The organism is Microcoleus sp. BROC3 (genome assembly GCF_036702515.1).
In the GTDB taxonomy this organism is placed as follows: domain Bacteria; phylum Cyanobacteriota; class Cyanobacteriia; order Cyanobacteriales; family Microcoleaceae; genus Microcoleus.
Genome location: NZ_JAUBTQ010000005.1, coordinates 1 through 14,856 on the forward strand (window position 1 = coordinate 1; position 14,856 = coordinate 14,856).

At 44.7% G+C, this 14,856-nt stretch carries 20 protein-coding genes; 12 read left to right on the top strand and 8 right to left on the bottom strand.

Annotated features, from left to right (window positions below):
* The 5 genes from QUB30_RS04375 to QUB30_RS04395 all read left to right on the top strand — a co-directional run.
* Positions 1-406, top strand: a 406-nt coding sequence (locus tag QUB30_RS04375) for a GUN4 domain-containing protein (protein WP_333329606.1), incomplete at its 5' end; no start/stop codon positions are given.
* Positions 407-601: 195 nt separating this feature from the next.
* Positions 602-1,285, top strand: coding sequence for a manganese catalase family protein (locus QUB30_RS04380; RefSeq protein ID WP_333036883.1), 684 nt, complete (start codon positions 602-604; stop codon positions 1,283-1,285).
* Positions 1,286-1,525: 240 nt separating this feature from the next.
* Positions 1,526-2,269, top strand: coding sequence for a sirohydrochlorin chelatase (locus QUB30_RS04385; protein ID WP_333329609.1), 744 nt, complete (start codon positions 1,526-1,528; stop codon positions 2,267-2,269).
* Positions 2,266-3,075 carry a uroporphyrinogen-III C-methyltransferase gene (gene cobA, locus QUB30_RS04390; protein ID WP_333329616.1) on the top strand — a complete coding sequence of 270 codons (810 nt, stop codon included), beginning with the start codon at positions 2,266-2,268 and terminating at the stop codon, positions 3,073-3,075. Before QUB30_RS04385 ends, cobA begins: the two co-directional genes overlap by 4 nt.
* 67 nt (positions 3,076-3,142) lie before the next feature.
* On the top strand, positions 3,143-3,367 hold the full coding sequence (locus tag QUB30_RS04395) for a hypothetical protein (RefSeq protein WP_333329619.1): 225 nt from the start codon (positions 3,143-3,145) through the stop codon (positions 3,365-3,367).
* Here QUB30_RS04395 and QUB30_RS04400 read toward each other — a convergent pair.
* Positions 3,364-3,558 carry a hypothetical protein gene (locus tag QUB30_RS04400; protein ID WP_333329622.1) on the bottom strand — a complete coding sequence of 65 codons (195 nt, stop codon included), beginning with the start codon at positions 3,556-3,558 and terminating at the stop codon, positions 3,364-3,366. The two genes, QUB30_RS04395 and QUB30_RS04400, sit on opposite strands and share 4 nt — an antisense overlap.
* Positions 3,559-3,852: 294 nt before the next feature.
* On the opposite strand from QUB30_RS04400, the gene QUB30_RS04405 reads away from it, so the two are divergent.
* A complete protein-coding gene (locus tag QUB30_RS04405; RefSeq protein WP_333329625.1) occupies positions 3,853-4,443 on the top strand; it encodes a cytochrome b in 591 nt (196 codons plus the stop codon).
* Positions 4,444-4,721: 278 nt separating this feature from the next.
* On the opposite strand, the gene QUB30_RS04410 is transcribed toward QUB30_RS04405, so the two are convergent.
* From QUB30_RS04410 to QUB30_RS04440, 7 genes are all read right to left on the bottom strand, one after another.
* Positions 4,722-6,974: a transglycosylase domain-containing protein gene (locus QUB30_RS04410; RefSeq protein ID WP_333330144.1), complete on the bottom strand. Its 2,253-nt coding sequence runs from the start codon at positions 6,972-6,974 to the stop codon at positions 4,722-4,724.
* A gap of 334 nt (positions 6,975-7,308) precedes the next feature.
* Complete coding sequence (locus QUB30_RS04415) at positions 7,309-7,428, bottom strand: photosystem II reaction center protein J (RefSeq protein WP_333329628.1); 120 nt, start codon at positions 7,426-7,428, stop codon at positions 7,309-7,311.
* 69 nt (positions 7,429-7,497) lie between these two features.
* Positions 7,498-7,620 (bottom strand): photosystem II reaction center protein L, encoded by a 123-nt coding sequence (locus QUB30_RS04420; protein WP_106146846.1) that lies wholly within the window; start codon positions 7,618-7,620, stop codon positions 7,498-7,500.
* A gap of 9 nt (positions 7,621-7,629) precedes the next feature.
* Complete coding sequence (psbF, locus tag QUB30_RS04425) at positions 7,630-7,767, bottom strand: cytochrome b559 subunit beta (RefSeq protein ID WP_006635504.1); 138 nt, start codon at positions 7,765-7,767, stop codon at positions 7,630-7,632.
* A gap of 20 nt (positions 7,768-7,787) precedes the next feature.
* Complete coding sequence (gene psbE, locus QUB30_RS04430; RefSeq protein ID WP_006635503.1) at positions 7,788-8,036, bottom strand: cytochrome b559 subunit alpha; 249 nt, start codon at positions 8,034-8,036, stop codon at positions 7,788-7,790.
* Between the two features lie 56 nt (positions 8,037-8,092).
* Positions 8,093-9,106, bottom strand: a complete 1,014-nt coding sequence (locus QUB30_RS04435) for a photosynthesis system II assembly factor Ycf48 (protein WP_333329631.1) — start codon at positions 9,104-9,106, stop codon at positions 8,093-8,095.
* Positions 9,093-9,428, bottom strand: coding sequence for a rubredoxin (locus QUB30_RS04440; protein ID WP_333329634.1), 336 nt, complete (start codon positions 9,426-9,428; stop codon positions 9,093-9,095). Before QUB30_RS04440 ends, QUB30_RS04435 begins: the two co-directional genes overlap by 14 nt.
* 161 nt (positions 9,429-9,589) lie before the next feature.
* Here QUB30_RS04440 and ndhC point away from each other — a divergent pair, with 161 nt between their 5' ends.
* From ndhC to QUB30_RS04470, 6 genes are all read left to right on the top strand, one after another.
* Positions 9,590-9,952 carry a photosynthetic/respiratory NAD(P)H-quinone oxidoreductase subunit C gene (gene ndhC, locus QUB30_RS04445; RefSeq protein ID WP_006635500.1) on the top strand — a complete coding sequence of 121 codons (363 nt, stop codon included), beginning with the start codon at positions 9,590-9,592 and terminating at the stop codon, positions 9,950-9,952.
* Positions 9,943-10,668 carry a photosynthetic/respiratory NAD(P)H-quinone oxidoreductase subunit K gene (gene ndhK, locus QUB30_RS04450; protein WP_333329638.1) on the top strand — a complete coding sequence of 242 codons (726 nt, stop codon included), beginning with the start codon at positions 9,943-9,945 and terminating at the stop codon, positions 10,666-10,668. Before ndhC ends, ndhK begins: the two co-directional genes overlap by 10 nt.
* The gene (locus tag QUB30_RS04455) at positions 10,661-11,164 is read left to right on the top strand and encodes an NAD(P)H-quinone oxidoreductase subunit J (RefSeq protein WP_333033861.1); all 504 of its coding nucleotides are present in this window, start codon (positions 10,661-10,663) and stop codon (positions 11,162-11,164) included. The genes ndhK and QUB30_RS04455 overlap by 8 nt, the downstream gene beginning before the upstream one ends.
* A 151-nt stretch (positions 11,165-11,315) precedes the next feature.
* Positions 11,316-12,686, top strand: a complete 1,371-nt coding sequence (locus QUB30_RS04460; protein ID WP_333329642.1) for a hypothetical protein — start codon at positions 11,316-11,318, stop codon at positions 12,684-12,686.
* A 23-nt stretch (positions 12,687-12,709) separates the two neighbouring features.
* Positions 12,710-14,173 carry a class I SAM-dependent methyltransferase gene (locus QUB30_RS04465; protein ID WP_333329647.1) on the top strand — a complete coding sequence of 488 codons (1,464 nt, stop codon included), beginning with the start codon at positions 12,710-12,712 and terminating at the stop codon, positions 14,171-14,173.
* A gap of 50 nt (positions 14,174-14,223) precedes the next feature.
* A complete protein-coding gene (locus QUB30_RS04470) occupies positions 14,224-14,844 on the top strand; it encodes a Uma2 family endonuclease (RefSeq protein ID WP_333329650.1) in 621 nt (206 codons plus the stop codon).
* Positions 14,845-14,856: the final 12 nt, after the last annotated feature.

A 14,856-nucleotide genomic window follows, 5' to 3' on the forward strand; every position in this document is an offset into this window, starting at 1 on the left:
GGATTTAACAAGCTCCTCAATTTACCTATCATGCTCGCCCACTTTTGTCAAACCCCTCTACTGTACCGACGCCCTAGAAATTAGCCAAATTTACCAGCTCCCCTGCGAAGATTTGCAAACACTCGATCGCCTTTGGTTGCGATACAGTCAAGGTCGGTTTGGCTTCAGCGTCCAAAAGCAGATTTATGAAAGCGTTAAGGGAGACTATATCAGATTTTGCGATCGGGTCAACTGGCAAACCTACAATTCTGCTACTACTTTAAGGCAGATTAAATTTAGTCAGCAAGCACCAATCGGACACCTCCCCTCTCGCAGTTGGGTTGGCGGCATTCAGTGGCTGCGGCATCTCGATGCCCTGTCAGCAAAATTAACCGAGTGCGACAATAATGCAGCTTCTAAATTGTAATTTGGTCTACCGACTCACTAAGTAAAATTTCATATTTAAACTCTACCTGAAAGCAGAGAAATTTGTCTCGTTAGATGTAACTAGCGACCGAGGTTCGGTGCGATCGCTTGTCGCACAATGGATGCTGAAGGTGAACACAGCTACAAGTCTGCAATCCAGAGACTGTAACAACAGAATTAAAAGAGGTATCGATCCATGTTTTTTCACAAAAAACAATTAATGGCTGCGGTGACAGTAGACGAAGCCAACCCCCGTTTTGCCCAATTGCTGCTAGAACAATTTGGCGGAGCAACCGGAGAACTCACAGCAGCTCTGCAATACTGGGTGCAGTCCTTTCACTGTGAAGATGCAGGGATTAAGGATATGCTCCAAGATATTGCAATAGAAGAATTCAGCCACTTAGAAATGGTGGGCAAACTCATCGAAATGCACACCAAAAACGTTGACCAAACAGAAGCTTATAAAAGCACTTTGTTTGCGGTGCGCGGTGTAGGTCCGCACTTGCTGGATAGCCAAGGTCAAGCTTGGACGGGTGCTTATGTCAACGAAGGTGGCGATGTAGTGCGCGATTTACGCGCTAATATCGGTGCGGAAGCAGGAGCTCGCCAAACCTACGAAGAGTTGATTAAACTAGCACCGGATATGGGAACGAAAAAGACGCTGCACTTTCTGCTGACTCGCGAAATTTCTCACACTGAAATGTTCATGAAAGCTCTCGAAGCGTTGGGTAAACTCACCGATCCGCTGTTCGGCAATATTCCGCCAGATTCCACTGTGGATCTCTACTTTAACTTGTCCACAAATGGCAAGGATGAACGCGGCCCTTGGAACTCGGAACCTACTTTCCAATACATTGCCGATCCCGCTCCTAAAGGTTAATTAGAGAGTTGTGTAACCTGGGTGGCGAGTGAAGATTTAAGCCCAGTGTTAAGTAATTTTTAAGCCGCGCACCTTTTTTTGTAAGGTGTGCGGCTTAGAAGATTTAAGCGCAGTGTTGAGTAATTTTCAAGCCGCGCACCCTACGATATCAAACTTTTATGTTGAGTAATTTTTAAGTCACGCGCCCTACGGTGTTACAATTATTTGAAATCCCGATCGAACATTAACATCAAATCCATATTGAAATTGCGAGCATCGACCTATTTATTAGTTTCTCACGGCAGCCGCGACCCCAGACCCCAACTAGCTTTGGAAAACCTAGGTCAACTGCTGGCTCAAAATTTGGCTGACTCGTTCCCCGCAGTAGCAACCGCCACCTTAGAACTCGGGCCCGCACCGCTGCACGAACAAATTTGCAGTTTTGGCGAACGTACCCTGTCGCTGGGACTGAGAGAATTGCAAATACTGCCTGTATTTTTATTGCCGGGAGTTCACGTCGCCGAAGACATACCGGCAGAGGTGGAAATTGCCCAAAAAACTTTTGGTGACAAGCTAAAAATTGAATTGCGCCCGCATTTAGGTTCCCAGGAAGCAGGCTTAACACAATTGGTAAAAAGTCAGATGCAAGAGGTGACTTTTCTTCCCAATCTGCTATTGCCAAAATGGATTTTATTATCTCACGGCAGCCGTCGCCCCGGAGGTAACTCGACAGTTGAGGAAATCGCCAGCCAACTCGGTGCACAGACAGCTTATTGGTCGGTAAAGCCGAGTTTGGAAGAGCAAATTGAGAGTTTGGTTCGTGGTGGACAGCAGCAAATTGGAATTGTGCCATACTTCTTATTTAATGGAGGAATTACAGATGCGATCGCCAAAAATGTCGCACAGCTAAAGCAGCAATTTCCTGCGGCGGAACTTCATCTCGCAAATCCTCTAGGCGCAAGTGTACAATTAGCAGACTTAATTGGGAATTTAATTCAAAAATGAACCGCAGAGGCAAAGAAGAGGTAAAGGAACCAAGAAAAATGTCTTTAGGAAAAGTGTATTTAGTAGGTGCGGGGCCCGGAGATCCGGGTTTAATGACCTTGAAGGGAAAAGCTCTGTTAGAGTGTGCGGATGTGGTGATTTACGACGCTTTAGTCAGCCCTCAAATTTTGGCATCAATCAACCCCCAAGCAGAACGAATTGATGCCGGAAAACGCAAAGGCCGCCACTCGTTAATGCAAGATGAAACCACTCAGTTAATGATAGAAAAAGCTGGAGATAATGCGATCGTAGTTCGTCTCAAAGGCGGCGATCCGTTTATCTTCGGTCGCGGCGGCGAAGAAATGGAAGAGTTGGTAAAAGCAGGAGTGTCGGTAGAAGTAGTGCCCGGTGTCACTTCTGGAATTGCGGCCCCTGCTTATGCGGGAATTCCTTTAACACACCGATCGTACAGTTCCTCTGTCACCTTTGTCACCGGTCACGAATCAGCGGGAAAATATCGACCGGAGGTAAATTGGCAGGCGATCGCCCGCGGCTCGGAAACTATTGTAGTATACATGGGAATCCACAATTTGTCTTACATTATCGGTCAGTTGACCGCAGCAGAATTGAGTGCAGAAACGCCCGTAGCATTAGTGCGCTGGGGAACGCGGCCGGAACAAGAAGAATTGATCGGGACTTTGGGTACAATTGTAGAGCAAGTTGAGGCGGTCGGGTTTGCAGCACCTGCGATCGCGGTAATCGGAAATGTCGTCAATTTGCACTCGATCTTGTCTGGCTGTCGCCCCGTTTCTCAGACTGTAGAATAAGCGGGAGGATGGGGTCAGAAGCGCTATAATTTCGATCGCTTTGATTTCGGTGTTGCATAATTGCGGGATGATTTTGATTGTTTTGCGGGATGGGATCTCATACCCCGTCCGCTGTATTGTCACAGCAGACGGAACACCCGACAAGCATCATCCTCAAATTGTGCAACGCTTTGATTTCGCTCCCCTGATTTGGTTCGCCAGCGGGGACGATCGCGCGCTCGATGTCATTGCGATGTCAGTCCGCGATAGCATCAATGACAGATTTATGTCATTGCTCAGTCTTGAGCGTTAGCTTTCGCGCTCTGTTATGAAAGCAATCGCAGCATCTGCTGTTCCTGGGTTTTGCGTCCAGCACTGGATGTCACTTCCAGCGCGCGGAAAATCTCGCCGTTTGTTGGCAATCATCGCTTGTTGTTGGGCTATAATTTGATAATATTTTTTTAGGTCGTTTTTTGAGGCTTTTTTTCTAGAGTTCCGTTGCATAACTGTTTGTTTCGATTCCTGTACTGTATTGCAAAATAAACTATTTTCTCCTTTGCCTTTGTCGCCAGAAACATAAAAAAGTTTTAATCAACGGTTTATCTGTGATTTATAGAACTTGCATATATTGAATTGAATGATTCCGCCCAAAAACGGATACAAGATCCCGACTTAAATCGTGGAAATATAAAAATTTTAGACCATAGTTCAAGCTTCCAGATTCATCTTTGGAGTCAATCTAAAATCTAAAATCGACTGACACATAGCAAACACGATTCAATGTTTAGGAGGCATTAGATGAGTTCCCAATTAGTTCCGCAAGAAACAAAGCCCCAGCCTAGAGCAAATTCAGCCTTCAAGGAATTATGGTTAATGCACGCGGTGATGGCAACCTGTTATTTGCTGCTGTTTGTTGGGGGATTTGGGATGGTAAAAATGCCAGACAATACACCATTACAAGGCAACGCTTATACTTTGCATAAATCCATTGGAGCCTTGACAATGGCATTGCTAACTTGGCGGATTTTCATTTTGCAGCGGGTTTGGTGGCGTAAGTATACGCGCCGCCTTCCCAAGTTTACAGGTGAGTGGATTCGCAAGTTTTTACTGCACGCGGCAATTTATCTGTTCATGGTAGCGCTTCCTCTGAGCGGATTTTTCCTCTCTAATTCCTATAAAAGCGGGAATGTCCCTTTCTTCTGGGTTGCAACGCTGCCAGACATCTTTCCTCAAAATGCAGCGGTTGTAGATTTTGCAGGAGATTTACATTTCTGGATTGCTTATACTTTCCTGGCCTTTATTGTACTGCACGCGATCGACCAACGAAAATATGTGCGATCGCTTTGGAGACGAACAACTCAAGCGCTGAAAAAATCATCGCTCAGTTAACTTTAATCAGCCTGGAAATCAATAACGTATTGATGTCATTGCTCGCGGGGAGCGTTAGCTTTCGCTTAGTTTCTCAGACAGTAGAATAAATTTAAATATTGCATCTGTAGTCATCAGTCATTGGTAAAATGACTAAGCTAATCCGCATTTAAATTGCATGGTAAAATAAACTTTTACTCTTGTGGGGTGGGCAGGAAAGCCCGCCCTCAACATACAATTTAAATGCAGTACAGCTTACTAACTACTAACTAATGACTAATGACTAATGACTGATGATTTCAACGCGCCACCTGCCGCATATACTCCCCCCACAACTGAGCGGCATTTGCACTGCCTCCCCCAGTGGCAGAATTATCATCATTTCCCAACCAAACTCCTGTCACCATTTGCTGACTCGGAATATAACCGACAAACCACAAATCTTTATTATCATTAGTCGTGCCTGTTTTTCCAGCTTCTCCTAACCCCAAAGCAGCACTGCTGCCCGTACCTCCCCGCACAACACCTTGCAGCATATCTGTCATCGTATCCGCTACGGCTTCAGAAACTAACTGCCGATTGGCAATGCCATCTTTTTGATAGTCATAAATCACCCGACAACTGTTAAAATTATTTCGATCTTTGCAATCGCTGCTGTCAATAATTCGCTTGATTACGTGGGGGCGATTCCCCAAACCCCGGTTCGCCAAAACCCCGAATGCACCAGTTAATTGCAATACGTTAACTTCACTTTCACCTAATACTAAACCTGGGTTAGAACGCAGTTCAGATGTAATCCCTAAACGTCTGGCCATTTGCACTACATTGTCTAAACCGACATCCTGTGCTACTCTCAAAGCAATTGCATTTTCCGACTGTGCTAAACCCCGATACATATCCGCACTGCCGCTGGTTCTTTCGCAGCCGCTGTAACTTTGTCCCCCCCAAGAAAGGGGGGCACAAGAATAAGTTTTGCTGGTCGGTATTCCGCCTTCTAAGGCGGCTGCATAGCTGAAAATCTTAAATGTAGAACCGGGCTGTCTAAAAGCTTGGGTAGCCCGATTAAACTGACTTTTCAAATAATCTACACCCCCAACTAAAGCTAATACTTCCCCGGTTGCAGTATTGAGAGTTACCACTGCTCCTTGAGAAAAACCTGCATTGGCTCCCGCATTTTCTACAGCATTTCTGAGGGAAGCTTCAGCCACCTTTTGCAGGCCGGGATTCAAACCTGTTTCTACAATAAAATTGCCTTCTCTGGCTAACTGCTCCCCCAGCAAAAACTCCAATTCGTCAAATACATAATTATAGAAATAAGGAGCGATCGTACTTTGCAGAAATTCGCGAGCTTTGGGATTAATTTCAATTCGCGATCGCCTCGCGCGATCGGCTTCTTCCTGAGAAACCGTCCCCAGTGCCCGCATCCGTTCGATTACCCGATCGCGGTACTGTACCGCCAACTGATAATTTTGAATCGGATTAAAACTGTTTGGCGCTGGCAAAATGCCCGCCAAAGTTGCCGCCTCTGACAAAGTTAAATCCTTCGCCGACTTCCCAAAATAAAACCGAGCCGCATCCTCAAAACCGTAAAGGTCAATTCCCAAAAACACGCGATTTAAATAAGTCAGCAACAGCTCGTCTTTGCTGTAATAATTCTCAAGTTTCAAAGCAACTACAGCTTCCCGCAACTTGCGTCCCGCCGAATCTTGAGTTCCCACATAATCTCGAAACAAACTCCTCGCTAACTGCTGCGTCACAGTGCTGCCGCCTTCGCGAATTCCTCCCCCGCGAACATTGGTCAAAAGCGCCCGCAAAACCCCCAGCGGATCTACCCCCAAATGCCAATTGTAGCGGCTGTCTTCCGAAGCAAGTACCGCCTTGGATAAATAAGGCGAAAAATCCTGCAATTGTTTTAGTTCTAAGTGAGCGTTATTCTGAGGAGGACGCAGCGGAGTTTGCCCGTCGCGGGCGTAAACAATCACGGGGCCATTGATACTTCTCGGCAGAGGCCGCACTCGAAACTTGGTCGATTCCATACCTACCAACACCGCAATCAAAGCGGTGATTCCGCTGATGCCGTAAAAGCTGTAACGCAAAAGTTCCAAATACCAAGGCGGCGGATCTACATACTGAATTCTGACAGCGGCGGCTAGTTCCGGCGGGCCTAAAGTGAATACGTCTCCGTGACGCAGGGACATATTTTTAACTCGCCTTTTGCCGCTGTAAATACCGTTGGTGGAGTCTTCATCTTTGATGACAAAAGGAGTCCGCCGCCGAGTATCCCGCGACAGGGATAAGTGCACGTGACTGACAACAGGATTGCGAACCACAATATCAGAAGATTTGGACGATCGACCTAACAAATATCGATCGCCCAACAGCGGATAAACCTCAGCTTTAGCTGCACCCGCATCCTGCACCCACAGTTCGGGTACTTTGGCATTAGGTTTCAGCGCTAGCTGGTTAAAATTAACCTTAGCAATAGTCTGGACTGCTTGGGTAATCGCACCCAAGACGGTTTGAGGTTTGCGGGGCGGCTGCGGTGGGGTCATATTTCGCTGTGCACTACGATCGAGCGATCGGCTCTTGCACCATTCTACTCGCAACTTTTGGCTAATTTCAGGATCTGCCCACACTCTCTTAGCGATCGTCGGCCAGTGGCGATCGATTTTCTGGTTATTGGTCAACCCGCCCCGGAACAGTTTATCGAGCAAATCTCCACCCAACCACAAAAAATCTCGCTATCACCAGACTGTTAAAATATCATAAACTTGGCATAAAATCAACACTTTCGATCTAATTTATCCCTGATTTACCAACAATTCGCATAATTAAAACCCCCCTTTTTCAAGGGGGGTTAAAAGCCGAAAATCAGCTTGATTCTCCTTACATCGAAGAACCCAAACCGGCATAAGCACCGTAGAAGAAAAGAGCCACAATGCTCAGAACACCGAGGCCTGCAACAGTAGCTACCAGCCACAAAGGAATTCTTCCACCACTAGACATAGCCATCACCTCATTAATTCACAGCTAAACAAATTCGATCGAACTATCGAAAGCAAACTCAGCTACCAGTTAATTAAAGAAATAACTGGAAAACAAAATACCCAGAGTAAAAATCATCAACAGACCCAAATAAAGAGAAGTCCGATTTAACTCAACAGGCTGCTCGTTGGGATTAGGAACGCGCTCAGGCATTGTAAACTCCTATCGTTGAATAAATTGCATTGCTGCGATCGCGCCCAAAAAGAAAATTGTTGGGACACCTAAAGTATGAACTGCCAACCACCGCACCGTAAAAATCGGATACGAAATTGGCTCATTGTTTGGGGTTCTGCTCGTCATTTTTCCAAATCCTTGTTAAATTACTTGGCAATGAACTGATCTACTTGTTTTTTAGCTTCAAAGCGATCCGAGATAATCGGCACTTCTTCCCGCTGCGGTGTGAAATACTGGTTAGGGCGAGGAGTTCCGAAAGCATCGTAAGCCAAACCCGTTTGCACAAACAGCCATCCAGCAATAAACAAAGCCGGAATGGTGATGCTGTGAATTACCCAATAACGGATACTTGTAATAATGTCCCCAAACGGACGTTCTCCAGTTGTACCAGCCATTTAGAATCCTCCTTTCAACAACAAATCGACAGACAATCTCTATTACTATTCTACTATCAAGCAGCTTGCGCTGAACCTTGATATTTAAGTAGAGTACCGCTCGCGCCGAGCACAAATCCGCGATCGGGGCCCATAAAGACAATCCTGTAAAAATTAGCGGGAACATCTTCAACTTCGCGGTCTTTTTGCCAAGTTTTCCCGCCGTCGAAACTGCACACCAAATTGCCGCCGCCGCCGGCTACCCAAACTTCATTGTCAGTCCGGTAAGCCATGTCCAGCAAACCCCAACTCGCCTTGCGATCGGGAAAAAACGGTTTTCCCCAACCTTCAGCACTTTCCGGGTCGCTAAACTGAATCTGACCGCCGCGGGCGAGCATCCACAAACGCCCGTCCTTGGTAAAACCCATATTTTGCAGGCGGCGAGAACTGTTGCGGTTGTGAGGTTCCCAAGCTTCTTGTCCGGGTTTCCACACCGAATAGAAATTGCCCTTCGAGGAAACCGCAACATACTGCCCGTCTTCAGAACGGTTGATATTGCGAACTACCCCAAAAGAATCCTGCACGACAGCTTTCCAATTTTTGCCGCCGTCAGAAGTCCGGTAAATTGCCCCGACATCGGTGGTCATCTCGGCGGAATTCGGGCCCAAAGCCGCGATCGTACTCGGAGAACCGGGCAACTGAGAGCTCAAAGCAATCCGCGTCCAAGACTTGCCCTCATCGTTCGTGTGGAGTAAAACAGAAGGCTGGCCGACAATCCAGCCTTCTGAACCAGAAAAACTCACCGACGCAAAACGCGACCTCGGCTCGTCGATATCGAGTGCTATGGACTTCCAGCTAGTACCGCCGTCAAGCGTTTCGAGCAGAGTCGCCTCAGAACCCACAACCCAGCCGTGCTGAGGATTGCCCGTAAAGGCAATATCCTGCAAATTAGCTTCCGTCGGCAGGGAAATCACTTGCCAGGGGTTGTAACTCACAGAACCGATCGTGCTGCAACTCGTACAGATGAGCGCAGCGACCAATAACATTACAATTCGTTGCCAAAATCTCACAATCGTCTTACTGCAAACCATACATACTAAGTAACAACAAGAAACCAACGACCAAGCCGCCAAAAATCAGCAAACTTTTTTGACCTTCGGTCATGCCGTTGACACCGACACCGTAACGCTGATTTGCCTTAAATCCCGATACCCCTTCCATCTGACCGAGATTTTGAAACATGGATTTGCGCGCCCCGCAAACGGGACAGACCCAAGTTTGGGGCAAATCTTCAAAAGCCGTGCCCGGGGCAATGTCAATTTTAGGATCGCCCTTTTTCGGATCGTAGACGTAGCCGCAGGCGCGGCACTCGTGCCGATCGAGGGTTTTAGTTTCAGTGGCTCGATCGCTCATAGCTCCAAAAGAGTAGGTAAGCTAATCTTAAAATATACATTAAAAATTATTGCAGAAGATGGACGATTAATCTCAACCAACTCGTAATTTTAGCTACCCAAAATCTATATAATGTAAAGACAAGTTACAGAACCCTTTCACCTAGGCAGTAATTATTCACCGTGTTTGCACTCAGCGGCTACGAGTATTTCTTAGGCTTCCTGTTAATTTCCAGCCTAGTCCCTATCCTCGCCCTCACGGCGTCTAAGGTACTGCGCCCGAAAAGTCGTCCCTACGACCGACGCACTACCTACGAATCCGGCGTCGAGCCGATCGGCGGAGCCTGGATTCAGTTCAACATCCGATATTATATGTTCGCCCTAGTCTTCGTCATCTTCGACGTAGAGACCGTCTTCCTCTATCCTTGGGCGGTTGCATTCAACCAGCTAGGACTGTTGGCTTTCATCGAAGCCTTGTTTTTTATCACGATCCTCGTTATTGCTCTTGTCTATGCATGGCGCAAAGGAGCCTTGGAATGGTCTTAAGTTCTGACAAATCACAAAAACCTCTAATTGTCAACCCCGCTATTCGCCCTGAAGTCACATCCGAATTATCAGAGAACGTCATCCTGACCACAGTGGATGACCTCTATAATTGGGCGAGACTTTCGAGCCTGTGGCCGCTGCTTTACGGCACAGCTTGCTGCTTCATCGAATTTGCAGCTTTGATCGGGTCGCGCTTTGACTTCGACAGATTCGGCTTAGTACCCCGATCGAGTCCCCGACAAGCCGACCTGATCATCACCGCCGGCACAATTACCATGAAGTACGCCCCCATCTTGGTGCGGCTGTACGAACAAATGCCCGAACCAAAATACGTGATCGCGATGGGTGCTTGCACCATCACCGGCGGAATGTTCAGCGTAGACTCCACCACAGCAGTCAGAGGCGTTGACAAACTGATTCCCGTAGATGTGTACATCCCCGGCTGTCCTCCCCGTCCAGAAGCGATTATTGACGCAATTATCAAACTGCGGAAAAAAATCGCCAACGATTCTATGCAAGAACGGGCCAATTTGCTGCCAACCCACCGCTACTACACCAGACCCCACAAAATGAAAGTAGTAGACGACATTTTGGACGGCAAATACTTGTCAGTTCCAGGCCGGATGTCGCCACCGAAAGAATTGACTGAAGCAATGGGAATGCCAGTACCACCGGCTTTGCTTGCAGGACAAAAACAGGAGGTAAACCGTGGCTGAGCAAGAATCGGCAATTGTTGAAGCCGGGAAGGTTTCCCAGTGGCTGACTCAGAATGGCTTTGAACACGAAGCTTTAGCGGCGGATAATTTGGGCGTGGAGATATTAAAGGTCGATCGAGACTTCTTAATTCCGATGTCAACAGCACTGTATGCCTACGGGTTTAATTATATGCAGTGCCAGTGCGCCTACGACCAAGGGCCGGGAGAAGATTTAGTCAGCGTCTACCACTTGGCTAAGCTGACAGATAATGCTTCCCACCCCGAAGAAGTGCGAGTCAAAGTATTCATCCCCCGCGAAGATCCCAGAGTGCCATCAGTCTACTGGATTTGGAAAGCGGCCGACTTTCAAGAGCGGGAATCCTACGATATGTACGGCATTGTCTATGAAGGACATCCGAATCTGAAACGGATTTTGATGAACGAAGATTGGGTAGGCTGGCCACTGCGGAAAGATTACATTTCCCCTGATTTTTACGAATTGCAAGACGCTTATTAAGGGAGTTTTGCGAGGGCGGGTTTAGTGCATAAAATTGGACTTTTGCGGTTAAGTTTTATGTGAAACTCGCCCTCTGTTTTTTTATTCACTGCTTCCTAGCCTCTGCCTGGGAACCGATGTCCAAAAACGCAATTTTCAAAAAATTATTCGTATGGTTTACGAAACTGCGGGTTTAATAGCATTACTAAGTATCGTAATAATTTACCTGCAACTTCGCAGGGGTAAGAACAAACCGGATGATAACAGGCTCGAAGCACAGACAGTTGAGCTTAGGCAAATAAACCAGCAGTTACAACAAGGAAATAACCTATTTACCGCTTTTATAGTTCAAATCCTTGCAAGATTTAAGCAAACAGAGGCAGAACTCAAGGCAGCTAATACTGAGAACAATTCTTTGAAGCAGACGGTTCAAAGGCTACAACAACAGTTAGCAAGCGTTGAAAGCGAAAGAGATGCAGTAAGGAAAATTTCAACAAATCTTCGTATTGAAAATGTTTACTTTGAACAAAAAATTGAAGAACTAGAAGCTCATAAAAAAGTTCTTATTCAAGAATTGGGTGGTTCTCTCAGTAGTCAAGATCTAGAGTTTATAACGTGGGAATTTTTAATCGAGAAAGTTAAAGAGGTTACTAGACAGCTTAATGAAGTCATAGCCCAAAATCAATCACTCATTAAAACAAATACGGATTTACAGCAAGAAAGAGACGTTCTGAGAAGAGAGTTAAATCAAGTTAAAGATAATAATACTAGATTGACGCAAGATAATCTACAACTCCGAGCTAGCAAAAATTCTTTAGACTCAGAACTAAGACGATCACTAGACCGAATTCAACCTTTAGAGATAGATAATAACCAGCTAGAGCAAGAAAAAAACCAATTAGAAATAAAACTTTATGAGTTAAATTCATTAAACTCCAATTCACGTCAATTAGAAACAAAAGTTAAGCAACTAGAAGAGAATGCCAGAGAGCTAGAAAAAACCAAAATAAGTTTCGAGCTACAGCTTAAGGACGAGAAAAATAGAGTTGCACTTCTTCAGCAAGAAATTGAGAGTAGGAAAATTACAACTCCGGATGAGGAAATTAATCGGCTGCTTGCAAAAATAGCTCAACAAAAGGAGTTCATAAAAGAGCTACGAGAAGAAATTGAGAGTTTGAGGATTATAAATCCGGATGATGAGGGAATAATCTTCTTAGAAGATTATAATGATTTAAGTTTATTAGAATATTATAATGATTTAGTTTATTTCGTTCAAACATCTTTAGGGACTTCAGGTATAGAGGAACTAGATGATTGGGGAAAAACAGAAGAGTTTTACATAGAACTTATCAGTAGACTTTGTTTTATCGATACTATACTCATAACTAAAATAAAATCCTTGGAATATAAATTCCATCCCGTTGATAAGGAATATATTGCTGCGAGTTTAGATATTAGCTTTAGCTATCCCGGTGATTTTTTGTTTTGGAGTAATGGCGAAATGTGGTGGGAACTAAGTTATTTCTTCAATAATAAGTTGTAATTAAGAGTTTATCAATCTAACCGATGAGTTACACCCATCGCAAAACAAAACTAGAATACGGGGATTTTCAGACACCGCTGGCATTAGCTGAGATGGTGTGTCGGAAATTGATAGAACTTGATGTTAACCCCAAAGTCATCATTGAGCCAACTTGCGGGATAGGTAATTTCATTAAAGCTGCTGCAAATTCGTTTCCATCCGCCAGCAAGATTATCGGGGTTGAAATAAATCAAAGTTATTTAAGAGAATTAAGAGCTAAGCATGAATTGTTACAGGATGAAAGATGTGAGGTTAAGCACGGAGATTTTTTTGAGTTTGACTGGACATCATTAATCAACCAGTTTAATCATAGGGTACTGGTACTTGGCAACTTTCCTTGGGTAACAAACTCACAACAAGGAACTCTGGGCAGTGAAAACTTGCCGAAAAAAAGTAATTTTCAAAAGCACACTGGCTTAGATGCTCTCACAGGTAAGAGTAACTTCGATATCTCAGAATGGATGCTAATTCAGGTGGTGCAATGGCTGCAAAATCGCGATGCGGATCTGGCAATGCTTTGCAAAACTTCCACTGCTAGAAAGTTATTGAGTTACATTTATTCAAAAAAACTTAATCTCGCTAGCTGTGCAACTTACACAATAGATGCTAAAAAGTATTTTGGTGCAAATGTTGATGCCTGTCTGTTATACTGCAAGTTTGACTCAAGCTCACAAAACTACTTCTGCGATGTATTTAGCAGTTTACACAGTTCAGAATGCCACAGAATCGGATATCAAAAAAATCTCCTGATTAAGGATATAGACTCTTTCAATAAATTGAGTAATTTATATGCTGTCAATTCAGGAACGAAATGGCGATCGGGTGTAAAGCACGACTGTTCTGGCGTTATGGAGTTTCGGAAAATTGATAATTTGTTTGTCAATGGATTTGGGGAAGCTGTCGAGCTTGAGGAAACTTATCTATTTCCGCTATTTAAAGGATCTGATGTTGCTCAAAATCGCATTAATGCTACCGATCGATATATCCTAGTTACTCAAAGATTCATCGGTGAATCAACCGAAAATATCAAAAGTCTAGCTCCTAAAACCGGACGTTATCTAGAGAAGTGCGGGCAATATCTAGATAATCGCAAAAGCAAAATTTATCAAAATAACCCTCGATTTTCGATTTTTGGAGTAGGCGATTATAGCTTCCAACCTTGGAAAATTGCGATTTGCGGGCTTTATAAAAAATTGGATTTTAGGTTAATCGGTGAAATAGCTAATAAACCTGCAATCTTCGATGATACTGTTTACTTTCTCAGCTTTGACAGCGAGAGAGTTGCACGTCAAACTTTTGAGCTTTTGAATTCAGCGGCGGCAATTAACTTTTATTCAGCGATCGTATTTTGGGATGAAAAGCGCCCGATTAAATCCAGCATTTTAAATTGTCTGAATCTAGCAAGGCTGGCAGATTCGGAATTTGTAACCGCAGATGCACGCAGATAAACGCAGATAGATAGAGATATAATTGATATTATCGGTATTTCTGAAAACCTATGACTCAAGCTTTACCCAAACTCGTAAACTTCGAGGAATTTGTGGAGTGGCTGCCTGAAAATTCCGCGGTACGCTACGAACTGCATAATGGAGATATTGTTGAGATGGCACAACCACTAGGCGAACACGAGGAAGTTATAAGCTTTCTTGCAGTCGAAATTCCTGTTGAAATCAAACGTCTGGGATTGCCCTACGGTATCCCCCGCCAAGTGATAGTTAGACCTCCTGAAAAAGATTCTGGTTATTTCCCTGATGTGTTGGTGCTGAATCGGGGAAATCTGGTGAACGAAACATTGTGGCAAAAACAATCTGTCCTCAGTTTGGGTGCGTCGATACCTTTGGTAATTGAGGTTGTGTCAACCAATTGGCGCGATGATTACTATTTGAAATATGCTGATTATGAGGAGATGGGTATCCCTGAATATTGGATTGTGGATTATGCTGCTTTGGGTGGACGTAATTTTATTGGCAATCCTAAAAAACCGACAATTTCTGTCTGTAACTTGGTTGATGGTGAATATCAAGTCCTCAAGTTTCGAGAGAACGATCGGATTGTGTCGCAAACTTTTTCTGATTTGAACCTGACTGCAAATCAGATTTTTCAAGCTGGTTTAGTGTAAGGTGATATCTGG